Origin of the sequence: Nocardia camponoti (assembly GCF_014646135.1) — a bacterium.
Taxonomy (GTDB): Bacteria; Actinomycetota; Actinomycetes; order Mycobacteriales; family Mycobacteriaceae; genus Nocardia; species Nocardia camponoti.
Window position 1 is genome coordinate 370,274 of sequence record NZ_BMMW01000001.1, and the last position, 17,431, is coordinate 387,704.

Here is a 17,431-nt window from a genome sequence, read left to right on the forward strand (position 1 = left end):
ATCCTGCACTGCGTCAGTCGTAGAAAGAACTGGATTCCACCGCGCGCGATCGAGCGAAATCCCAGCTATCTCAACCGGACTCGTCGCTGCGCGTGGTGTTGGGTGCAGCGTACTGGCCGCCGCTCACGCGTGCGTTCAGACGGCGTTGTTGGCGGCCGCGGCGCGACCGGCGCGTCGACCGTAAAAGCTGCCGTCGCCGAGCGAAGCGCCGCTGACATACCCGCCCGCGCACAGCCCTGACGTGGCACGACCGGCCGCGAAAAGGCCGGGGATCGGTTCGCCCGTGACGTGCAGGACGCGCGAGTCCAGGTCGGTCGCGAGGCCGCCGAGGGTGAAGCCCGCGGTGAAGCCACGCAGGTCGAAGCAGGCGAGCGGCGTCGAAATGGGCCGCACCCATTCGGCTTTCTTGCCGAGCACCGGGTCACTGCCGGATGCGGCGTGCCGGTTGTAGGTGGCGATCGTTGTTTGCAGCGTCTGTTCGGGCAGGCCCATCTCGGCTTCGAGTTCAGCGACCGATTCGGCAACCCATTTCGGGGGGAATCGGAAGAACGGCGTCGCGCTTTCGGTGGCGAGCGCTTCCTCTAATGACGTTTCGTCGATGACGAGGAAGGCTTGATTGTCGTTGTCGAGCAGGGTCGCTTGACCGATACGCCCCGGATAGGTGTCTTCGGGGATATAGCGCTGACCTCGCCCGTTGACGAGGATGCCGCGTGCCATCATCTGCGGGTCGCCGAAAATCGCGACCTCGCTCGCGTCCATGTGCGCGAGTTCGGCGCCGAGCGCCTGAGCGACACGGATGCCGATCCCGTCGTGTTCTTCGATCGCCGCGCCCGGTCGGCCGCTGAGCTTAGGGGTGTAGCGCTCGACCATCGCCGTGTCGTAGGCGAAACTGCCGGTGGCGAGCACGACGCCGCGCTTGGCTCGGACGGCGACCGGCGTGCCGAAGTGGGTGGCGAGCACGCCGATGACGCGGTCGTCTTCGACGATGAGCCGCCGCAGTCGGGTGTCGTATTCGACATCGATGGGCAGGGAAGCGACGGTGTCAGCGAGCGGTTTCATGAGCATGTAGCCACCGCTGCGCTGGCCGATCTTTTTGTCGGCAAGCTGCGGAATGTGGCCGCGCGGAGCGGGTTTCGCGAGATCGAGGAACGGGGCGGAGTTCTCACCACCGGAGTACATGAGACCTTCGTCGTGCGGCGGCTCCCAGCCGGGTTCACCCCAGAACGACTCTTTGAACGGCACACCACAGTCGACGAGCCAGTCGAAGTGTTCGACGCTGCCCGCGCAGTAGTCGGCGATTTTCGCGGTGTCGACGCCGGGCCCGAGCGCGGCGGTGAGGAAGGTGGTCATGTTCTCGACGGTGTCGTCGAACCCGAGCGACTTCTGCAACGCGGTGCCGCCGCCGAGATAGATGAAACCGCCCGCCAATGCCGCCGCGCCACCCCAGCCCCCGGTGCGTTCGAGAATGAGGACGCTCGCTCCCGCGCGCGCCGCTTCGATGGCCGCGCAGACGCCCGCGATCCCGTATCCGACGACCACGACATCGGCTTCAAAGTCCCATGTTTCGACGCTGCTCGCGGGAAGTGGGCGAACGGTGTCGGTCTGCGGCTTGGCCTTGGTCACGTTGTCCTCCGGTTCGTGGTGCTGGTTCCCAGCGTGCCACAAAACAGGAACGTGTTGCAGAAATCGGGGCGAGTTGGACCGGTGACCGGGATGTTCGACTCGGGTACGGTGGCCAACTATGAGCAACATTCGCGACATCGCGGTGCGTACCCTGACCGATGAACCGACCACCCTGGGCGACCTAGCGGGCGACGGGCCGATCCTGCTCGTCAACGTCGCTTCACGTTGTGGGCTCACCCCGCAGTACACCGAATTGGTCGAACTCAACAAGACCTACGACGGCCTTACCGTGATCGGCTTCCCGTCCAACCAGTTCGGCGGCCAAGAGCCCGGCTCGGCCGACGAAATCGCCGAGTTCTGCGCGGTGAACTACGGCGTCGACTTCCCGCTGCTCGCCAAGGGCGACGTGAACGGTGCCGAGCGCCACCCGCTCTACACCGCCATCACCGAGACCGCCGACGCCGAAGGTGCCGCGGGCGACGTGCAGTGGAACTTCGAAAAGTTCCTCATCGCGCCCGACGGCACCGTCGCCGCTCGCTTCCGTCCGCGCACCGCGCCGACCGCGCCCGAGGTCACGAGCGCGATCGAGGCGTTGCTCTAGCGGGATGTCGCGCGTACCGCGAGCGCGGCGGTCACCGTCGCGCCCGCGGTCACCAGCGCGCTCAGCCCGTGGGCCAACGCCACCGCGGCCTCGGGCGAGGTGTGGTCGAGCAGGGTAAACAGCAGCGAACCCGAAATTGAGATGCCGGCGACAATGCCCAGCTGCACGCAGGTGACCAGGATGCCGCTTGCGTCGGCGGCGACGGTGATCGGCACCTTCACTAGTGCGCGCGTCATCAAGGGGCTGAACGCGAATCCGCTACCGAGCCCGATCAGTGCCGAAGCGATGAGTTCGAACGTGTCCAACCCGGAACCGTCGCGCAGCAGCAGCCCAAGCCATGCCATCGCGATCGCGGCCAGCGCCAGTCCGGCGACGATCATGCGTGGATGCCACTGTGCGGGAACGCGATTCCAGTACAGGCCGCCCGCGGCGAAGGTGACGCTCATCGGAACGATCCGCACGCCCGCTTCGAGTGCGGTGTAGCCGAGGTCGGACTGCATGTGGATGGCGATGACGAAGAGCCACCCGCCGAAGCTGAGCATGATGAGAAACAGCGTGGCCGCGGTGACGACGAGGCCCGGTGCGCGAATGACCGTGGGGGAGAACAGCGGATCGCGCCCGCTCGCCGCGACGCGACGCTGCACCGCCACGAACGCGAACACCCCGATCACGCCCGCTGCCAAGCAGATCCACGACCACACGGGGAAACCCAGTTCGCGGCCGAGGACAAGCGGGACAACAAGGAGTAAGACGGTCGCGGTCAGGGTCGCGAGGCCGAGTCCGTCGATCGCGCGGTCGCCGCGAGTGTCGGTGCGCGGCAACGTCTTTGGCGCGAAGATCAGGAGCGCGATGCCGATGGGGACGTTCACGAGGAACACCCCGCGCCACCCGCTGCCCGCGATGTCGAGGTCGACAAGGAGGCCGCCCAACAGCTGGCCAGCGACCATGCCGCCGGAGATGATCGCGGCGTAGATGCTGAGCGCGCGAGCACGCGCCGCGTCGGCGAACGTGCGTTGGATCAGCGTCATCACCTGCGGCACCATCGCGGCGGCGCCGATGCCTTGCAGGAAGCGAAACACGATGAGCGACGGTTCATTCCACGCGAGACCGCACGCGAGTGAGGCGGCAGTGAAGATGGTCAGGCCACTGATAAACGCGGTGCGCTGACTGATCCGGTCGCCCAGTCGGGCTCCGGTGACGAGCAGGACCGCGTAAGCGATCACATAGCCGGCGACGATGAGTTGCAGGCCAGCGCCGGACGCGTGCAGGCTGTCGCGGATCGACGGGATAGCGACGATGACGATGGAAGCGTCGAGGACGGCCATGAACTGGCCGGTGAGAATCACGATGAGGACGGCAAGCGACCGCTTACCGTCGAGTTGAGGTGGCCGGGGTGGTGCGGCGATCAGCGTTTCGGACATGTGTTCGATCGTGCCGGGTTCGCTTTGGCGACAACAGGAGTCCACTGACACTGGTATTGCTAGCACCTGGATACCAGGACCAGGGTGCGCGATGATGAAGTGATGTCGACCGCCACCGGTTCTTCCGTCGTGCGTACCGCTCGGCGCGCCCAGCTCGGGGAGTTCCTCAAAACTCGCAGGGCCAAGATTTCGCCGAGCGACGTCGGCCTGCCGCCCGGTCCGCGCAGGCGCACGCCGGGGTTGCGGCGTGAAGAGGTCGCGCAACTGTCGGGGATCGGGGTCACCTGGTACACCTGGCTTGAGCAGGGGCGACCCATCAATGCCAGCGTCCAAGTGCTCGACGCGATCGCCCGCACTCTCGCGCTCGACCCCACCGAAAAGGCGCATCTCTATCGCCTCGCCGATGTGCCGACCGTGCCTAATATTCCGGGCCAAACCGCGATGCCGCCCGGCATTCCGAGCATTCTCGAACAACTCAATCCGCTTCCCGCCGTGTTGCTTAACGGTTGCTACGACGTGCTCGCGCACAACGACGCGTACGCGAAACTCTGCCCAGGCTTCCTGCAGGGCGAGCGCAACGTCTTGCGGCGGGTGTTCCTCAGCCCGGAATGCTGTAACCCTTACGCGCGCAGCCCGCAGGATCTGCGGCGGATGGTCGCCTATCTGCGTGCTGCCTACGTCAAGCACCTCGACGACCCCGCATGGACGTCGCTCGTCGACGAATTGTCTTCGGCCAGCCCAGTTTTCGCGGAAATGTGGGCGAGCAACGACGTTGCCGTTCCCGCGAATTTGGTCAAGATCATTCGGCATCCAGCCATCGGTTCGGTTGCCGCGCACATGACGAGCATGTCGTTGCCCACCATCGAAGGCGCGTGGATGCAGATCTTCACGCCGGTCGACGACGGCGAGGCCGCCAAGCTCGCCACGTTGCTCGCCATGCCCGAACAACAACGCCACGATCCAATCCTCGCGCACCTTGCCCAAGCGCACGCGAGCTGAAACCTGCTCGGCCAACTGAGAACTCACAAAGTGTGATCCTCGGGTAGGATCCCGTCCGGGGGAGCGCGCGAGATGGCAGGTGCCAGCTTCGGCTGCCTCACTTGCAGACTCACCACCTTCCCAGGGGATGAAAACTTGATCGACATGAACCGGTACCGCCGTCTCACCACTGTCGTCGCTGCCGCCGCGCTCGCGGGCGCGCTCGTCGCTGGCTGCTCCAAGGACGAGGCGGCCCCCACCGCGCCCGCAACCGGCGCGCTGCCCGATGGTGCGCAGATCGTGAAGGAGTCGGCCAAGACCACGCAGACTCTGCGCACGGTCCACCTCAACATCAACGCGGCGAACCTGCCGAACCTGCCCGTTGAAAAGGTGTCGGCCGACGTCACCAACGAGACGCAGGGCAAGGGCGCGGCGATGGGCGACGCCAAGGTGAAGATCACTCCCGACGCCGCCTTCGCCGAAGCCAAGTTCCTCGTCGTCGACAAGGTCCTTTACACCCAGCAGGGTGGCCGCTACGTGCCCGCCGGGCCAGCCGAGAAGGTCTACGATCCGGGCGTCATCCTGGACAAGGACAAGGGCATCGCGAACGTGATTGCCAACATTCAGAACCCCAAGGCCGAGGCGCGCGAAACCATTGATGGTGTTGCCACGGTGAAGGTTTCGGGCACCATCGACGCCGCCGTGATCGACCCGATCGTGCCGCGCCTTGGCGAGAACGCGGGCACCTTCCCGATCACCGTGTGGATCAAGGACGTCGCGCCGCCCGCCACGGATTCGGTCAAGCCGTCGGAGGCACCGTCGACGGGCGATGGCCCGAATCTTGTTCGCGCCGTAGTGAAGAAGGACAGCGGCACCGTGACTGTCGGCCTGTCAAATTGGGCCAAGCCAGTCAACATCGTCAAGCCCGCAAGCTAGTGCGCTAGCCCGGCATGTCCCGGGCGACACACCGAAATCGGCCCGGGGCCATAGGGATTGAGCATTAAGGCTCTTTCTCGGCCCCGGGCCGTTGTGCCGTAATTAGCGAACCTTCAGTGAAACGCAAGGCGCTGCAAGGACTATTACGTGTCGAGACACTGGTCGACCCACGCCAATCGTAGGCGGAGCCGATCGGACACGAAGGAAGAACTGATGACGATCGACGATCGACCTGATGAAGACGAGCGCGAGCTCCCGCCACCGCCCGGACCGGGTGGACGACCTCCCGTCAACAACGTCTGGGTGTATAACGGCAAAGCCTACGACCTCAGCGACTGGATCTCCAAGCATCCGGGCGGTGAATTCTTCATTGGCCGCACAAAGAACCGCGACATCACGTCGATTATCGGTTCCTACCACCGAGATCCGGAAAAAATCGCGCGGATGATCGAGCGTTACAGCCTCCATCGCGATGCGACGCCCGAAGACATCCACCCGAAGAACAACGCGCCGGACTTCTTGTTCAAAGAGGGCTTCAACAGCTGGGACGACACGCCCAAGTACGCCTTCGACAACAAAGAAGACCTGCTGCACAAGGTGAAGGCGCGCATCAAAGAGCCTGAGCTCGCCGCCAAACTCAAGCGCATGGACCGCGCCTTCGACATTGTCGTTGTGCTGCTTGTCCTCGCCTACTTCGCGGTGCAGGGCCTGCGGCTCTACAACACCTCATGGATGCCGTTGCCCGCCTTCGTGATTGCGATGGTGCTGCTGCGCAGTTCGCTCGCCGGCTTCGGGCACTACGCCATTCACCGCGCGCAAAAAGGCTTAAACAAGTACGCCGTCAACGCTTTTGACATGAACTACGTCGCGCTGTCGTTCGTGACCGCCGACGGGCACGCGCTGCTGCATCACCCGCACACCCAAAGTGAAGTCGACATCAAGAAGAACGTCTTCACGATGATGATGCAGATCCCGAGGCTCTACCGTGTGCCCGTGCATACCGTGCACAAGTTCGGACATCTGTTGACGGGCATGATCATTCGCCTGCTCGACGTGTGCCGACTCACGCGCAAGGTCGGCATCAAGGATATGTACGGAACGTGGCGTGGCGCGCTGCCGCACTTCATCGGTTCGTTCGGCGTGCGGTTCCTGCTTGTCGCCGAGGTCATCGCGTTCACTCTCGCAGGCGACTTCTGGGCCTGGGCACTGCAATTCGTGATCACACTGTGGATTTCGACGTTCATGGTTGTCGCGAGCCACGACTTCGAAGTGCCTACTGAAGAGCTGCATACCGACACCGATGACTGGGCTGTTAACCAATTGGAGCAGGCATACGATCTGACTGTGGTCGGCAATAAATACGTCGATTGCTTCCTGTCAGCGGGCCTGAGTTCGCACCGGGTGCATCACGTATTGCCCTTCCAGCGCAGTGGTTTCGCGAACATCGCGTCCGAAACCGTTGTCCGCGAGGAAGCGGCGAAGTTCGGCGTCGAGTGGCTTCCAGCGAAAAGCTTCTTCGGCGACCGATTCCCCAAGCTGTGCCGGACATATCTGCTCGCGCCGTCGCGTGAAGCCGAGGAAAACCGGTGGGGTTTCGTGCGCGAACACTGCGCACCCACAGCGTTGAAGACCTGCGTCACCTACACCGTGCAGGGCTTCACCGGCATCGGAACCGTCTGACCCGGTCCGACGCCTGTCATCTGGTAATCGAAAGGAATTGTGCCCGTGTCTATTTCCCCTCTTCTCCGTCCAGGCGCTGTCGAGCACGGGCACGACTTGCTTCCTCCCACCCCGCCGAGCACGGTCGGCGTGATCGAAGCCATCGCGACCGGCTCGCCCGAACTGGTCGTGCCGCAGGCAAGCAATGCGGCGCGGGTAGCCGCCCTGTTTACCGATCCCGTTCAGCAGCAACGCATTCCGCGCATTTACGCTAAGACGCGCATCAATACGCGACATCTCGTGCTCGATCCACTCGACCCCGAGTTCCTCGCGTTCTCGCGTCAGCCGGGCACGATTCGCGATCGGATGAACCTGTTCTTCGAACACGGCGCGCCGCTCGCGATCGACGTGGTGCGCCGCGCGATCGCGGGCCTCGATGACCCGGCCGAAGAGATCGGTCAGCTCATCTTCGTGACGTCGACCGGGTTCATCGCCCCGGGTATCGACGTCGCGGTCATCAAGGAACTCGGGCTGTCGAAGACGGTCAATCGTCTTGTCATCAACTTCATGGGCTGCGCGGCGGCGATGAACGGCATCCGCGCCGCGTCTGATTACGTGAAGTCGCACCCGGACAAGAAGTCGCTGGTGCTGTGCATCGAATTGTCTTCGGTCAACGCGGTTTTCGATGACGACGTCAACGACGTGATCACCCACAGCCTCTTCGGCGATGGGTGCGCGGCCGTTGTCATCGGCGCGCGGTCGGTCGGGCAGCCGCTCGACGGCGGCAGCATCGTGATCCGCGACGGGTTCAGCCACCTGCTCGACGATGCCGAAGATGGCATTGTGCTCGGGGTGAAGCAGGCGGGCATCACGTGCGAGTTGGCGACCGACCTGCCCGACTACATCTACCGTGGCGTTGACCCGGTGATCGTCGACGTGCTCGCGCGCAACGACTTGGGCAAAGACGACATCGACCTGTGGGCCATCCACCCCGGTGGCCCGCGCATCATCGAGGAGTCGGCGAATTCGCTTGGCATTTCCCCGGATTCGGCCCCGCTGAGTTGGGAAGTGTTGGGCGAGTACGGCAACATGCTGAGCGTGTCGCTGCTGTTTGTTTTGCAGCGGATGGTCGCCGAAGCCGCCGAGTCGCATCGGGCCATTTCCACCGGTGTCGCGTTCTCGTTCGCGCCCGGCGTCGTCCTTGAGGGCATCGTTTTCGATGTCATCGGTAGCTGAGAGCACATCATGCAATTACTCCGTTTTCTCGCGGCATTGTCGCCAGCTCGGATCGCCGCGGTTGTCGCGGCTGGCCTGATCTGCGGCGCTGCCAACACGTACTTGGTGACGCTCATCAACGCGGTCGTTTCGCCTCGGCCGCAACCGGATCACCTGCTCCTGCGCTTCGGCGCGACCGGCGCGGTGATCTTGGTGACCGGGGTGCTGTCGCAGGTGCTGCTCATTCGGTTGTCGCAGGACGCGATCTACAAGTTGCGTGCCGACCTGAGCACCGGCGTTGTCTCGGCACCGCTCGAACACCTGGAACGCCTTGGGACGCATCGCCTTATCGCGACGCTTACCGAGGATGTGCGGTCGCTGTCGCAGGCGGTCACCGCGATTCCGTCGATCTGCGTCGACGTCGCGACCATCATCGGGTGCTTCGTCTTCCTCGCGATCGTATCCGGGCCGATTTTCGCGGTCACCGTCGGCGGCACGCTGGTCGGCATCGCGTGTGTTGAGCTGGTGCTCAAGCGGGTGCGTGGGATTTACCGCGAAGCGCGTGAGCATGAAGACGCGTTGCTGCGGTCGTTCCAGGCGGTCACGCTCGGTATCAAAGAATTGAAGCTGCATCGCGGTCGGCGCCGCGACTTCATGGACCGGCACCTGCTCGGTTCGGCGAAGGTGCTGCGCGAGCAGAACACGTCGGCGGGCTCGAAGTTCTCCTACGCGCAAGGATTCGGCCAAGCGCTGCAACTGGCGACGATGGCGTTGATTTTGTTTGTCATCGCCGCCGCGCTGAACCTGCCGCGCGACACGATGGTCGGGTACGTGCTTGTCACGACGTTCCTGGCGATGCCGATGCAGAACTTCATGCACCGCATTCCCGACCTGTTGCGCGGTGACGTGGCGCTGGCGAAGATTCGCATGATGAATCTGTCGATGGAGACGATGCATAACGAGGAACTGCTGCCGTATGTGGAGCGGGCCGCCGTCGGCGAGGCGAAGCTGGAACTGGCCGGGGTCAGCTACGTGTATCGGGCCGAAGCGCCGTCGATGATGCCGCCCCCGCCTGGTGGCGGACACCCGCCGCACCCGGGCGGTCGGCCCGGGCACCGTGGGCCCGCTGGCAACCATCCGCATCCGCCGCATCCTGGTGCGGCACCCGGCGGACCGGACGTCAACGGCAAGAACTGGGTCGACCACGGTGCGGGCGACCATCGTCCCGTTCCGTTGGCAACACTCGAATTGGCCGATCCCGCAGGCGAATCCGGGTTCCGACTCGGGCCGATCGACCTGGTTTTCGAACCCGGGCAAATCAGTTTCATCGTCGGTGGCAATGGCAGCGGGAAGTCGACGCTCGCCAAGCTCATCACCGGGCTGTACGTTCCGCGCGCCGGGTCGTTGTCGCTCAACGGGGAGAGGATCGACCACGACAACATCGAATGGTTCCGGCAGAACTCGTCGGCCGTGTTCACCGATTTCCACCTGTTCGAGGACTACCTCGGGTTCGACCGGCCTGGCATCGACGCGGAAGTGCGGCGCTACCTTGTCGAATTGCAGCTCGACCACAAGGTCACGGTGCGCGACGGACGGCTGTCGACGGTGGATCTGTCGCAGGGGCAGCGCAAGCGGTTGGCGTTGCTGACCGCGCTGCTGGAAGATCGACAGATCTACGTCTTCGACGAATGGGCAGCCGATCAGGACCCGCGCTTCCGCGAGGTGTTCTACCGCGAGATCCTCACCGACCTGAAACGCCGGGGCAAAACGGTCATCGTGATCACCCACGACGACCGCTACTTCGACCTCGCTGACCAGCTGGTGAAGCTCGATTTCGGGATGGTCGCGGCGTAGGTCGCTACGGTGGGTGCGGGAGAGTGTTCATTGCCTCCCGCACCTTTCGTGTTCTCAAGGGGGACAGATGAATTCGACCGTTGTTTCGGTGAGCAGCGCGGCTAAGCACGAGTTCAGCAAGCAGGTGCGGTCGAGCATTCGGTTGCTCGCCGGGCTCGGCGTCGAGGGTGACGCGCACGCGGGTGTCACGGTGCGGCACCGATCGCGGGTCGCGCAAGATCCAACGCAGCCGAATTATCGGCAGGTGCATCTGATCGCGACCGAATTGTTCGATGATCTTGCCGCGCACGGCTTCTCGCTTGCTCCAGGGATGTTGGGCGAGAACATCACCACGCGCGGCATCGACCTGCTCGCCCTGTCGGCGGGGACGCGGCTGCGCATTGGCCCCGACGCGATTGTGGAAGTCACCGGGCTGCGCAATCCCTGCGGACAGATCGAGAACTTCCGTACCGGGCTGTTGAAACAGGTTGTGGGACGCGATGATTCGGGTGAACTTGTTCGTCGCGCCGGGGTGATGGGTATCGTCGTCGCAGGTGGGGTGGTGCGCGCGGGTACGGCGATCGTGGCGACACCACCGATTGGGCCGTTCCGCAAACTCGACCGAATCTAGGAGTGCTGGGTGCTTGAAGTAAGCAAAGGCGCCAAAACCGACCTCGCTGAGCGGCGATATTCGGTGCGGATCGACGTCGACCATCCCGTTGGTGCGGTCGATGTGCTCGCGGTGCTTGTCACCGCGGACGGGCGTGTGCGGTCCGACGCTGACCTGGTGTTCTTCAATAACCCGACCGCGCCGGGCGTTGCTGTCGTCGCGGATTCGGCAGTGACGGTTGACCTTTCGTCGGTGCCTGCCGACGTGGCACGGGTGGTGATCGCGGGCAGCACTGAGGCGCAGGGGTTGCGCTTCGGTGAGGTGTCCGGGGTGCGGATCACGGTGAGTGGTTCGGAAGAGGAAATCCGGTTCGCACCAACAGGATTGGGGGCGGAAACAGTGTTGCAGGGCGTCGCGCTGTATCGGCGGGGCGATGGGTGGCGACTCGACGCGATCGGGCAGGGGTACAGCGCGGGGTTGGCGGCGTTCGCGACCGATCACGGAATTGTGGTCGACGAGCCGGAACAGCCCGCGCCCGCCTTCGCCGCGCCTGCGACTGGTGCGGCCTCCGCGAATACCGTTTCGTCCGCGCCAACTGTGCGCGCGCCCGTCGCACCACCGGCGTCGGTTGCGCCGGGCCTCGGATCTCCTGGGACGCCCGGCCCGGCTATCGACCTGCGCAAAGTCGATGTCGTGCTCACCAAAGATTCGCCGGACAAGCGGGCTCGGATTGATTTACGCAAGGGCGACCCCGGATACGTGCTCACCGTCGGGCTTGAGTGGGACGGGCGCGGCGCGAAGTACGACAAGGCTGGGAACGTCACCACTTACGGCACCGGCGATTTGGACGTCTATTTCTTCTGCCGCAACGAGGTCACCGGCGAGTTCGTCGTCATCAGCGGCGAAAAAGGTCACCAGGGCACCATCGACGCGTGGCCGTTCATGCACCACCAAGGCGACAGTCGCGGTCCTGGCGCGGGCAACGCGCCAGCGTCGGAACAGGTCATCGTGCGGCCAACCGAAAACGGCGACCTGCTGCTCAACGTGTACCAATCCGTCGACAACGGCGCGGGCGCGATCGACACCTTCGGCCGCCCCCGCGTGCGTGTTCGCTACGGACGTCCCGGCCCAGACGGCCTGCCCGGACCCGACGCCGACCAAATCACCGTGCTGATCGGCAATGGCAAGAATTCGTTCTGGGCCACCGTCGCCCACATCGACGTCCAAGACGGCATCCTCACCGTCGACGGCACAACCCGCTACAGCCGCGCGTTCAGCGAGAAAATGCCGGTCCTCGACACGCGCGGCGAGTGGCAGCGGTCGTTCAAAGGCGGCCCGACCGGACGAAGCAAGAAGGCGAGCGGACTGGGATTGAGCCATTACGAAGGGCGCTGCCCGGAGGCCCGGTAGCAGTCCGTCAATCGCCGAGCAGTTCCGCTCGACGTTCATCGACCGTCGCGCGCAACGCGGCAACCACCGCGGCGACCTCTGGCCTGCGTAGCGTCTCGGCCCGGGCGACCAGCCAATACGTGAGTCGGATGCGCACCTGAGGGGCGAGGACGCGCACAAGGTCGGCGTGCTTATCGGCCATGAAACTGGGCAGCAACCCGATTCCCGCCGACGCCCGCGTCGCTTCGACGTGCACGAAGACGTTCGTTGACGACACCGATTGGCGCATCGTTGGAGCGAATCCGGTCGCGCGATCCAGGTCGTCTACCTGCAACATCGACTCGATGAAGTACACGAGCCGGTGGTTGCGCAGGTCGTCGATGGTCGCGGGGACGCCGTGGTCGGCGAGGTAGGCGCGCGTCGCGTATAGGCCAAGTGTGTAGTCGCCTAACCGGATCGCCTCGGCCCGCCGAACCTGCGGCGCGCCGACGACCACTTCGAGGTCGAGCCCACTGCGTTGCGTCGACGCGCGCCGCGTTGTCGCGATGATCTCCACTGCGACGCGCGGGTGCGCGCGCTGCACCCGCGCCGCTGCGGGCGCGGCGAGGTAGGCGCTGAACCCGTCGGTTGCCGAAAGTCGCACTACCCCTTCGAGATCGCCCGCTTGCCCCGCATGACCGAGCGCGCGCACCGCGCCGTCGATGGTTTCGGCGACGGTCAACGCGGTTCGCCCGAGGTCGGTGAGTTCCCACCCGGCCGCGCCTCGCGTGAGCACCCGGCCGCCCAGCGCGCGCTCCAACGCGGCGATGCGGCGCGAGATGGTCGTGTGGTTGATGCCGAGTTCGTCGGCGGCGGTCACGAACCGGCCCGATCGCCCGACCGCAAGCAAAACCAGCAGGTCATCGGCACTTGGCCGGCGAGCTGGATCGTGCGAGGTCGGAAGCATTTGTGCAGTTTCGCAGATATTGGGTGCGGGTTTGGGCATTGTGACCGAATTCGATCTGCGCGGATACTCGCAGCATCGCTAGTGGTCCACATCACAGTTACCGCGTGATGTGGGCTTGATCACCAAGGAGTTTCTGATGAGCGTCCGCAATGCGGCAACGCGGTCCGGCGGGGGAACACCCCTGCAAGGACTGCGTCGCGTGGTAGCTGCCTCGATGGCAGGCACCGTCGTCGAATGGTACGAATTCTTCCTGTACGGCACGGCGGCGACGCTCGTGTTCAGCAAGGTGTTCTTCGCGAAGGGCACAAGTGATCTAGACGCGATCCTCGCCGCGTTCGTCACCTACGCGGTCGGTTTCGCCGCCCGCCCGCTCGGCGGCATCGTCTTCGGATACTTCGGTGACCGCTACGGTCGTAAGAAGCTGCTGCAACTGAGCCTCGTGCTCGTTGGTGGCGCGACCTTCCTCATGGGCTGTCTGCCCACGTTCGCCCAAATCGGTTACTGGGCACCGGCTTTGCTCGTGACGCTGCGGTTCATCCAGGGCTTCGCGATCGGCGGCGAATGGGGTGGTGCGGTGCTGTTGGTCGCCGAACATAGCCCGAGCCGCAGCCGTGCGTTCTGGGCGAGTTGGCCACAGGCAGGGGTGCCCGCTGGCAACTTGCTCGCGACGGTCGTGCTGCTCGTCCTCACCTCGACGTTGTCGGATGCGGCGTTCCTGAGCTGGGGCTGGCGTGTCGCGTTCTGGCTGTCGGCGGTGGTCGTGCTCGTTGGCTACTACGTGCGAACCAAGGTCACAGACGCACCGATTTTCCTTGCGGCACAACAGCAGATGGCCGAAGCGAAGGCCAGCTCCTTCAGCGTCTTCGAGGTGCTGCGTCGCTACCCGCGTGGCGTGTTCACCGCGATGGGACTGCGGTTCGGCGAGAACATCATGTACTACCTCGTCGTGACGTTCTCGATTACTTATTTGAAGGTCAAGGTTCACGCGGACACCACAACCATTCTCTGGTGGCTGCTCGCCGCGCACGCCGTGCACATCATGGTGATTCCGCTCGCCGGTGCGCTCGGTGACCGCATCGGGCGCAAGCCGGTGTATCTGATTGGCGCGTTGGCGGCGGCGACGTGGGGTTTCTTCGCATTCCCGCTCATGGATTCGGGCCACAGCCTGCTGATTCTGTCCGCGATCATCATCGGTCTTGTCTTCCACGGGTTCATGTACGCCGGGCAGCCCGCGATCATGGCGGAGATGTTCCCGACGCGCATGCGGTACTCCGGGGTGTCGCTCGGTTACCAGGTCACGTCGATTGTCGCGGGGTCGCTCGCGCCGATCATCGCGGTGAAGCTGCTGAGTTCCTACGGGTCGTCGGTGCCGATCGCGATCTACCTCGCGCTCGCGGCGAGCGTCACCGTGATCGCGGTGCTGTCGGCGAAGGAAACCAAGGGCATCGACCTGGAATCGCTGGATACCGAGCTCACGCAACAGCCCGCTCCGGCAGGTGCGAGCGCGAAAGTGGCTCCGGCATGAGCGATTTGATCGGCCGTACGGCGCTGGTCACCGGCGCGGCCAGCGGGATCGGTGCCGCGTGCGCCGTCGCGCTGGCCGCGCGGGGCGCGCAGGTCACCGTCGCTGACGTCAACGAGCTCGGTGCGAAGTCGGTTGCCGCCGACATCGGCGGGCAGGCGTGGGCCGTTGACCTGCTCGAAGTTGGCGCGCTCGCTTCGCTGTCGCTTGAGGTCGACATCCTCGTCAACAACGCGGGCGTGCAGACGGTCAGTCCGCTCGAAGACTTTCCGCCAGAACGGTTTCGGGTGATTCAGACGCTGATGGTCGAAGCGCCCTTCCTGCTGATTCGGGCGGCGCTGCCACACATGTACGCCAAGGGTTTTGGCCGCATTATCAACGTGTCGTCGGTGCATGGGTTGCGGGCGTCGCCGTTCAAGGTCGCCTATGTCACGGCCAAGCACGCGCTGGAAGGACTGTCGAAGGTGACCGCGCTTGAGGGCGGCCCGCATGGCGTGACAAGCAACTGCGTGAACCCCGGGTATGTACGAACCCCCTTGGTGGACAAGCAAATTGCCGACCAGGCGACCGCGCACGGGATCCCCGAACAGGAGGTCATCGAGAAGGTGCTGCTCACCGAGAGTGCGATCAAACGACTCATCGAGCCAGCGGAAGTGGCCAACCTTGTCGCGTGGCTTGCTGCCGACGAGGCAGGCATGGTGACCGGTGCGTCGTATGTGATGGACGGGGGGTGGAGCGCCCGATGACCGAACCGCAGTGGACACCCAGCGCCAATGATGTTGCGCGGGCGCAGATTACCGCGTTCGCCGAGTTTGTCGCGCAGCGTCACGACGTGGTGGTGAACGACTATCAAGCGTTATGGCAGTGGTCGCTCGACAACCTCGCCGACTTCTGGGGCACGCTGTGGGACTACTTCGCGCTGGGTCCGCGCTCGTCGACCGTCCTGGCATCGGCGACAATGCCTGGTGCGCAGTGGTTTCCGGGAACGACAGTGAACTACGTTGACCGGGTCATCAGTCAGGCGCGCGAAGACCGACCGGCCATCCTGTCGGTCGAAGAAGACGGCAGCGTCGTGGAACTGTCATGGGCGGAAATGCTGTCGCGCGCAGCTGGATTCGCTCGAAGCTTGCGCAATCTTGATGTGCGGCCGGGCGACCGTGTTGTCGGCTATGTGCCGAATATCGCTGTGGCGGTGATCGCGTTTCTCGGCACCGCGAGCGTGGGCGCGATCTGGAGCGCGTGCGGTCAGGATTACTCCGCCCAAGCCGCGTTGGACCGGTTAGCGCAGCTCGATCCGGTCGTGCTTGTTGCTGCCGATGGGTATACCTACGGCGGTCGCAATCACGCGAAACTTGATGAGGTGCAAGCGATTCGAGCGGGGTTGGTGAACTTGCGTGCGACGGTGCTTGTCTCACGGCTGGGCGGCGACCTCGCCGACGCGGTCGACTGGGATGTGGCGACCAGTTCGCCGGACGCGGTGCCGGTTACCGAGCAGGTGGGATTCGAGCATCCGCTGTGGGTGCTGTTCTCATCGGGGACGACGGGCAAGCCGAAAGGCATCATGCACGGGCACGGCGGCGTGGTCGTTGAACACCTGAAAGCCGTTGCGCTGCACTGTGATATCGGCGCGGATGACACGTTCTTTTGGTACACGAGTCCCAGTTGGATGATGTGGAACTTTCAAGTCGCTGGGTTGCTGGTTGGGGCGACGATCGTGTGCTACCCGGGCAGTCCGGCAGCGCCAGCGTCAGATGCGTTGTGGGAGTTAGCCGCTCGCACGGGAACAACGGTGCTGGGCACGAGTCCGGGGTACGCGCTTGCCTGTGCGAAGAAGGGGCACGTGCCGCGTCGAGACCATGCGCTGAGCCGATTGCGCCTCGTCGGGGTCACCGGGTCGGCGTTGCCTGCCGAGACCTCGCGGTGGCTTGGCGACAACGTCGGGGTGCCGGTGTCATCGATCAGCGGGGGCACCGACATTGTGTCGGCGTTCGCGGGCGGGACGCCGACGGTGCCCGTGTGGCCGGGCGAGCTGTCGGCACCGTATTTGGGTGTCGCGCTCGACGCGTGGGACGCCCAAGGGTTGCCGGTGCGTGGCGCGGTTGGCGAGTTGGTTGTCACCGCGCCGATGCCGTCGATGCCGATCGGGTTTTGGCGCGACCGCACCGGATCACGGTATCGCGCAGCCTATTTCGAGACGTACCCCGGTGTGTGGCGACATGGCGACTGGATTACCCGCACCGACCACGGCAGTGTACTGATGCACGGCCGTTCGGATTCGACGTTGAACCGCAACGGAATTCGGATGGGTAGCGCTGACATTTATGAGGCGGTGGAGCGGCTGCCGGAAGTGCTTGACGCGTTGGTGATCGGCGCTGAACTGCCCGACGGCGGATATTGGATGCCGCTGTTCGTCGTGCTACCGCCGTCGATGGTGCTGACCGACGAGCTGCGCGCTCGGATCGTCGACACCATCCGGACGGAGGTGTCGCCGCGCCACGTCCCCGACGAGATCATCGCCGCACCCGGGGTGCCGCGCACGCGGACGGGGAAGAAGGTGGAGGTGCCGATCAAGCGGATTCTGCAGGGTGCGCCGCCGCGTGAGGTGGTTGACCCGGCGTCGATTGATCACCCCGCGCTGTTGGATTGGTACGCGCAGCGGAGTGTGGTGCGGGCGGTTGGGGTGTCGTAAAGACTTCGC

14 protein-coding genes are annotated in these 17,431 nt (G+C 64.6%); 11 read left to right on the forward strand and 3 right to left on the reverse strand.

What is annotated here, in order from left to right:
- Positions 1-135 precede the first annotated feature (135 nt).
- Positions 136-1,623 (reverse strand): FAD-dependent oxidoreductase, encoded by a 1,488-nt coding sequence (locus IEX78_RS01620; RefSeq protein WP_229683641.1) that lies wholly within the window; start codon positions 1,621-1,623, stop codon positions 136-138.
- A gap of 118 nt (positions 1,624-1,741) precedes the next feature.
- Here IEX78_RS01620 and IEX78_RS01625 point away from each other — a divergent pair, with 118 nt between their 5' ends.
- Positions 1,742-2,224, forward strand: coding sequence for a glutathione peroxidase (locus IEX78_RS01625; protein WP_188826910.1), 483 nt, complete (start codon positions 1,742-1,744; stop codon positions 2,222-2,224).
- On the opposite strand, the gene IEX78_RS01630 is transcribed toward IEX78_RS01625, so the two are convergent.
- Entirely contained in the window at positions 2,221-3,645 is a 1,425-nt protein-coding gene (locus tag IEX78_RS01630) for an MFS transporter (protein ID WP_188826911.1), read from the reverse strand. The two genes, IEX78_RS01625 and IEX78_RS01630, sit on opposite strands and share 4 nt — an antisense overlap.
- Positions 3,646-3,747: 102 nt before the next feature.
- Between IEX78_RS01630 and IEX78_RS01635 the strand changes: the two genes are divergently transcribed.
- From IEX78_RS01635 to IEX78_RS01665, 7 genes are all read left to right on the forward strand, one after another.
- Positions 3,748-4,644, forward strand: coding sequence for a helix-turn-helix transcriptional regulator (locus tag IEX78_RS01635; RefSeq protein WP_188826912.1), 897 nt, complete (start codon positions 3,748-3,750; stop codon positions 4,642-4,644).
- Between the two features lie 144 nt (positions 4,645-4,788).
- Positions 4,789-5,559: an LppX_LprAFG lipoprotein gene (locus IEX78_RS01640; RefSeq protein WP_188826913.1), complete on the forward strand. Its 771-nt coding sequence runs from the start codon at positions 4,789-4,791 to the stop codon at positions 5,557-5,559.
- A gap of 213 nt (positions 5,560-5,772) precedes the next feature.
- On the forward strand, positions 5,773-7,239 hold the full coding sequence (locus tag IEX78_RS01645; RefSeq protein WP_188826914.1) for a fatty acid desaturase: 1,467 nt from the start codon (positions 5,773-5,775) through the stop codon (positions 7,237-7,239).
- 45 nt (positions 7,240-7,284) lie between these two features.
- Positions 7,285-8,454, forward strand: a complete 1,170-nt coding sequence (locus IEX78_RS01650) for a type III polyketide synthase (RefSeq protein WP_373291508.1) — start codon at positions 7,285-7,287, stop codon at positions 8,452-8,454.
- Between the two features lie 9 nt (positions 8,455-8,463).
- Positions 8,464-10,287: an ATP-binding cassette domain-containing protein gene (locus IEX78_RS01655; RefSeq protein WP_188826916.1), complete on the forward strand. Its 1,824-nt coding sequence runs from the start codon at positions 8,464-8,466 to the stop codon at positions 10,285-10,287.
- A gap of 67 nt (positions 10,288-10,354) precedes the next feature.
- Positions 10,355-10,897 carry an MOSC domain-containing protein gene (locus IEX78_RS01660; protein WP_188826917.1) on the forward strand — a complete coding sequence of 181 codons (543 nt, stop codon included), beginning with the start codon at positions 10,355-10,357 and terminating at the stop codon, positions 10,895-10,897.
- A 9-nt stretch (positions 10,898-10,906) separates the two neighbouring features.
- Positions 10,907-12,286, forward strand: a complete 1,380-nt coding sequence (locus IEX78_RS01665) for a TerD family protein (protein ID WP_188826918.1) — start codon at positions 10,907-10,909, stop codon at positions 12,284-12,286.
- A gap of 7 nt (positions 12,287-12,293) precedes the next feature.
- Here the strand turns inward: IEX78_RS01665 and IEX78_RS01670 are convergent, their stop codons facing one another.
- A complete protein-coding gene (locus tag IEX78_RS01670) occupies positions 12,294-13,211 on the reverse strand; it encodes a LysR family transcriptional regulator (protein ID WP_229683642.1) in 918 nt (305 codons plus the stop codon).
- A gap of 136 nt (positions 13,212-13,347) precedes the next feature.
- Here IEX78_RS01670 and IEX78_RS01675 point away from each other — a divergent pair, with 136 nt between their 5' ends.
- The 3 genes from IEX78_RS01675 to IEX78_RS01685 are packed head-to-tail and all read left to right on the forward strand — an operon-like array spanning position 13,348 to position 17,422.
- On the forward strand, positions 13,348-14,736 hold the full coding sequence (locus tag IEX78_RS01675) for an MFS transporter (RefSeq protein WP_188826920.1): 1,389 nt from the start codon (positions 13,348-13,350) through the stop codon (positions 14,734-14,736).
- The gene (locus IEX78_RS01680) at positions 14,733-15,479 is read left to right on the forward strand and encodes a 3-hydroxybutyrate dehydrogenase (protein WP_188826921.1); all 747 of its coding nucleotides are present in this window, start codon (positions 14,733-14,735) and stop codon (positions 15,477-15,479) included. Before IEX78_RS01675 ends, IEX78_RS01680 begins: the two co-directional genes overlap by 4 nt.
- On the forward strand, positions 15,476-17,422 hold the full coding sequence (locus IEX78_RS01685) for an acetoacetate--CoA ligase (RefSeq protein ID WP_188826922.1): 1,947 nt from the start codon (positions 15,476-15,478) through the stop codon (positions 17,420-17,422). Before IEX78_RS01680 ends, IEX78_RS01685 begins: the two co-directional genes overlap by 4 nt.
- Positions 17,423-17,431: the final 9 nt, after the last annotated feature.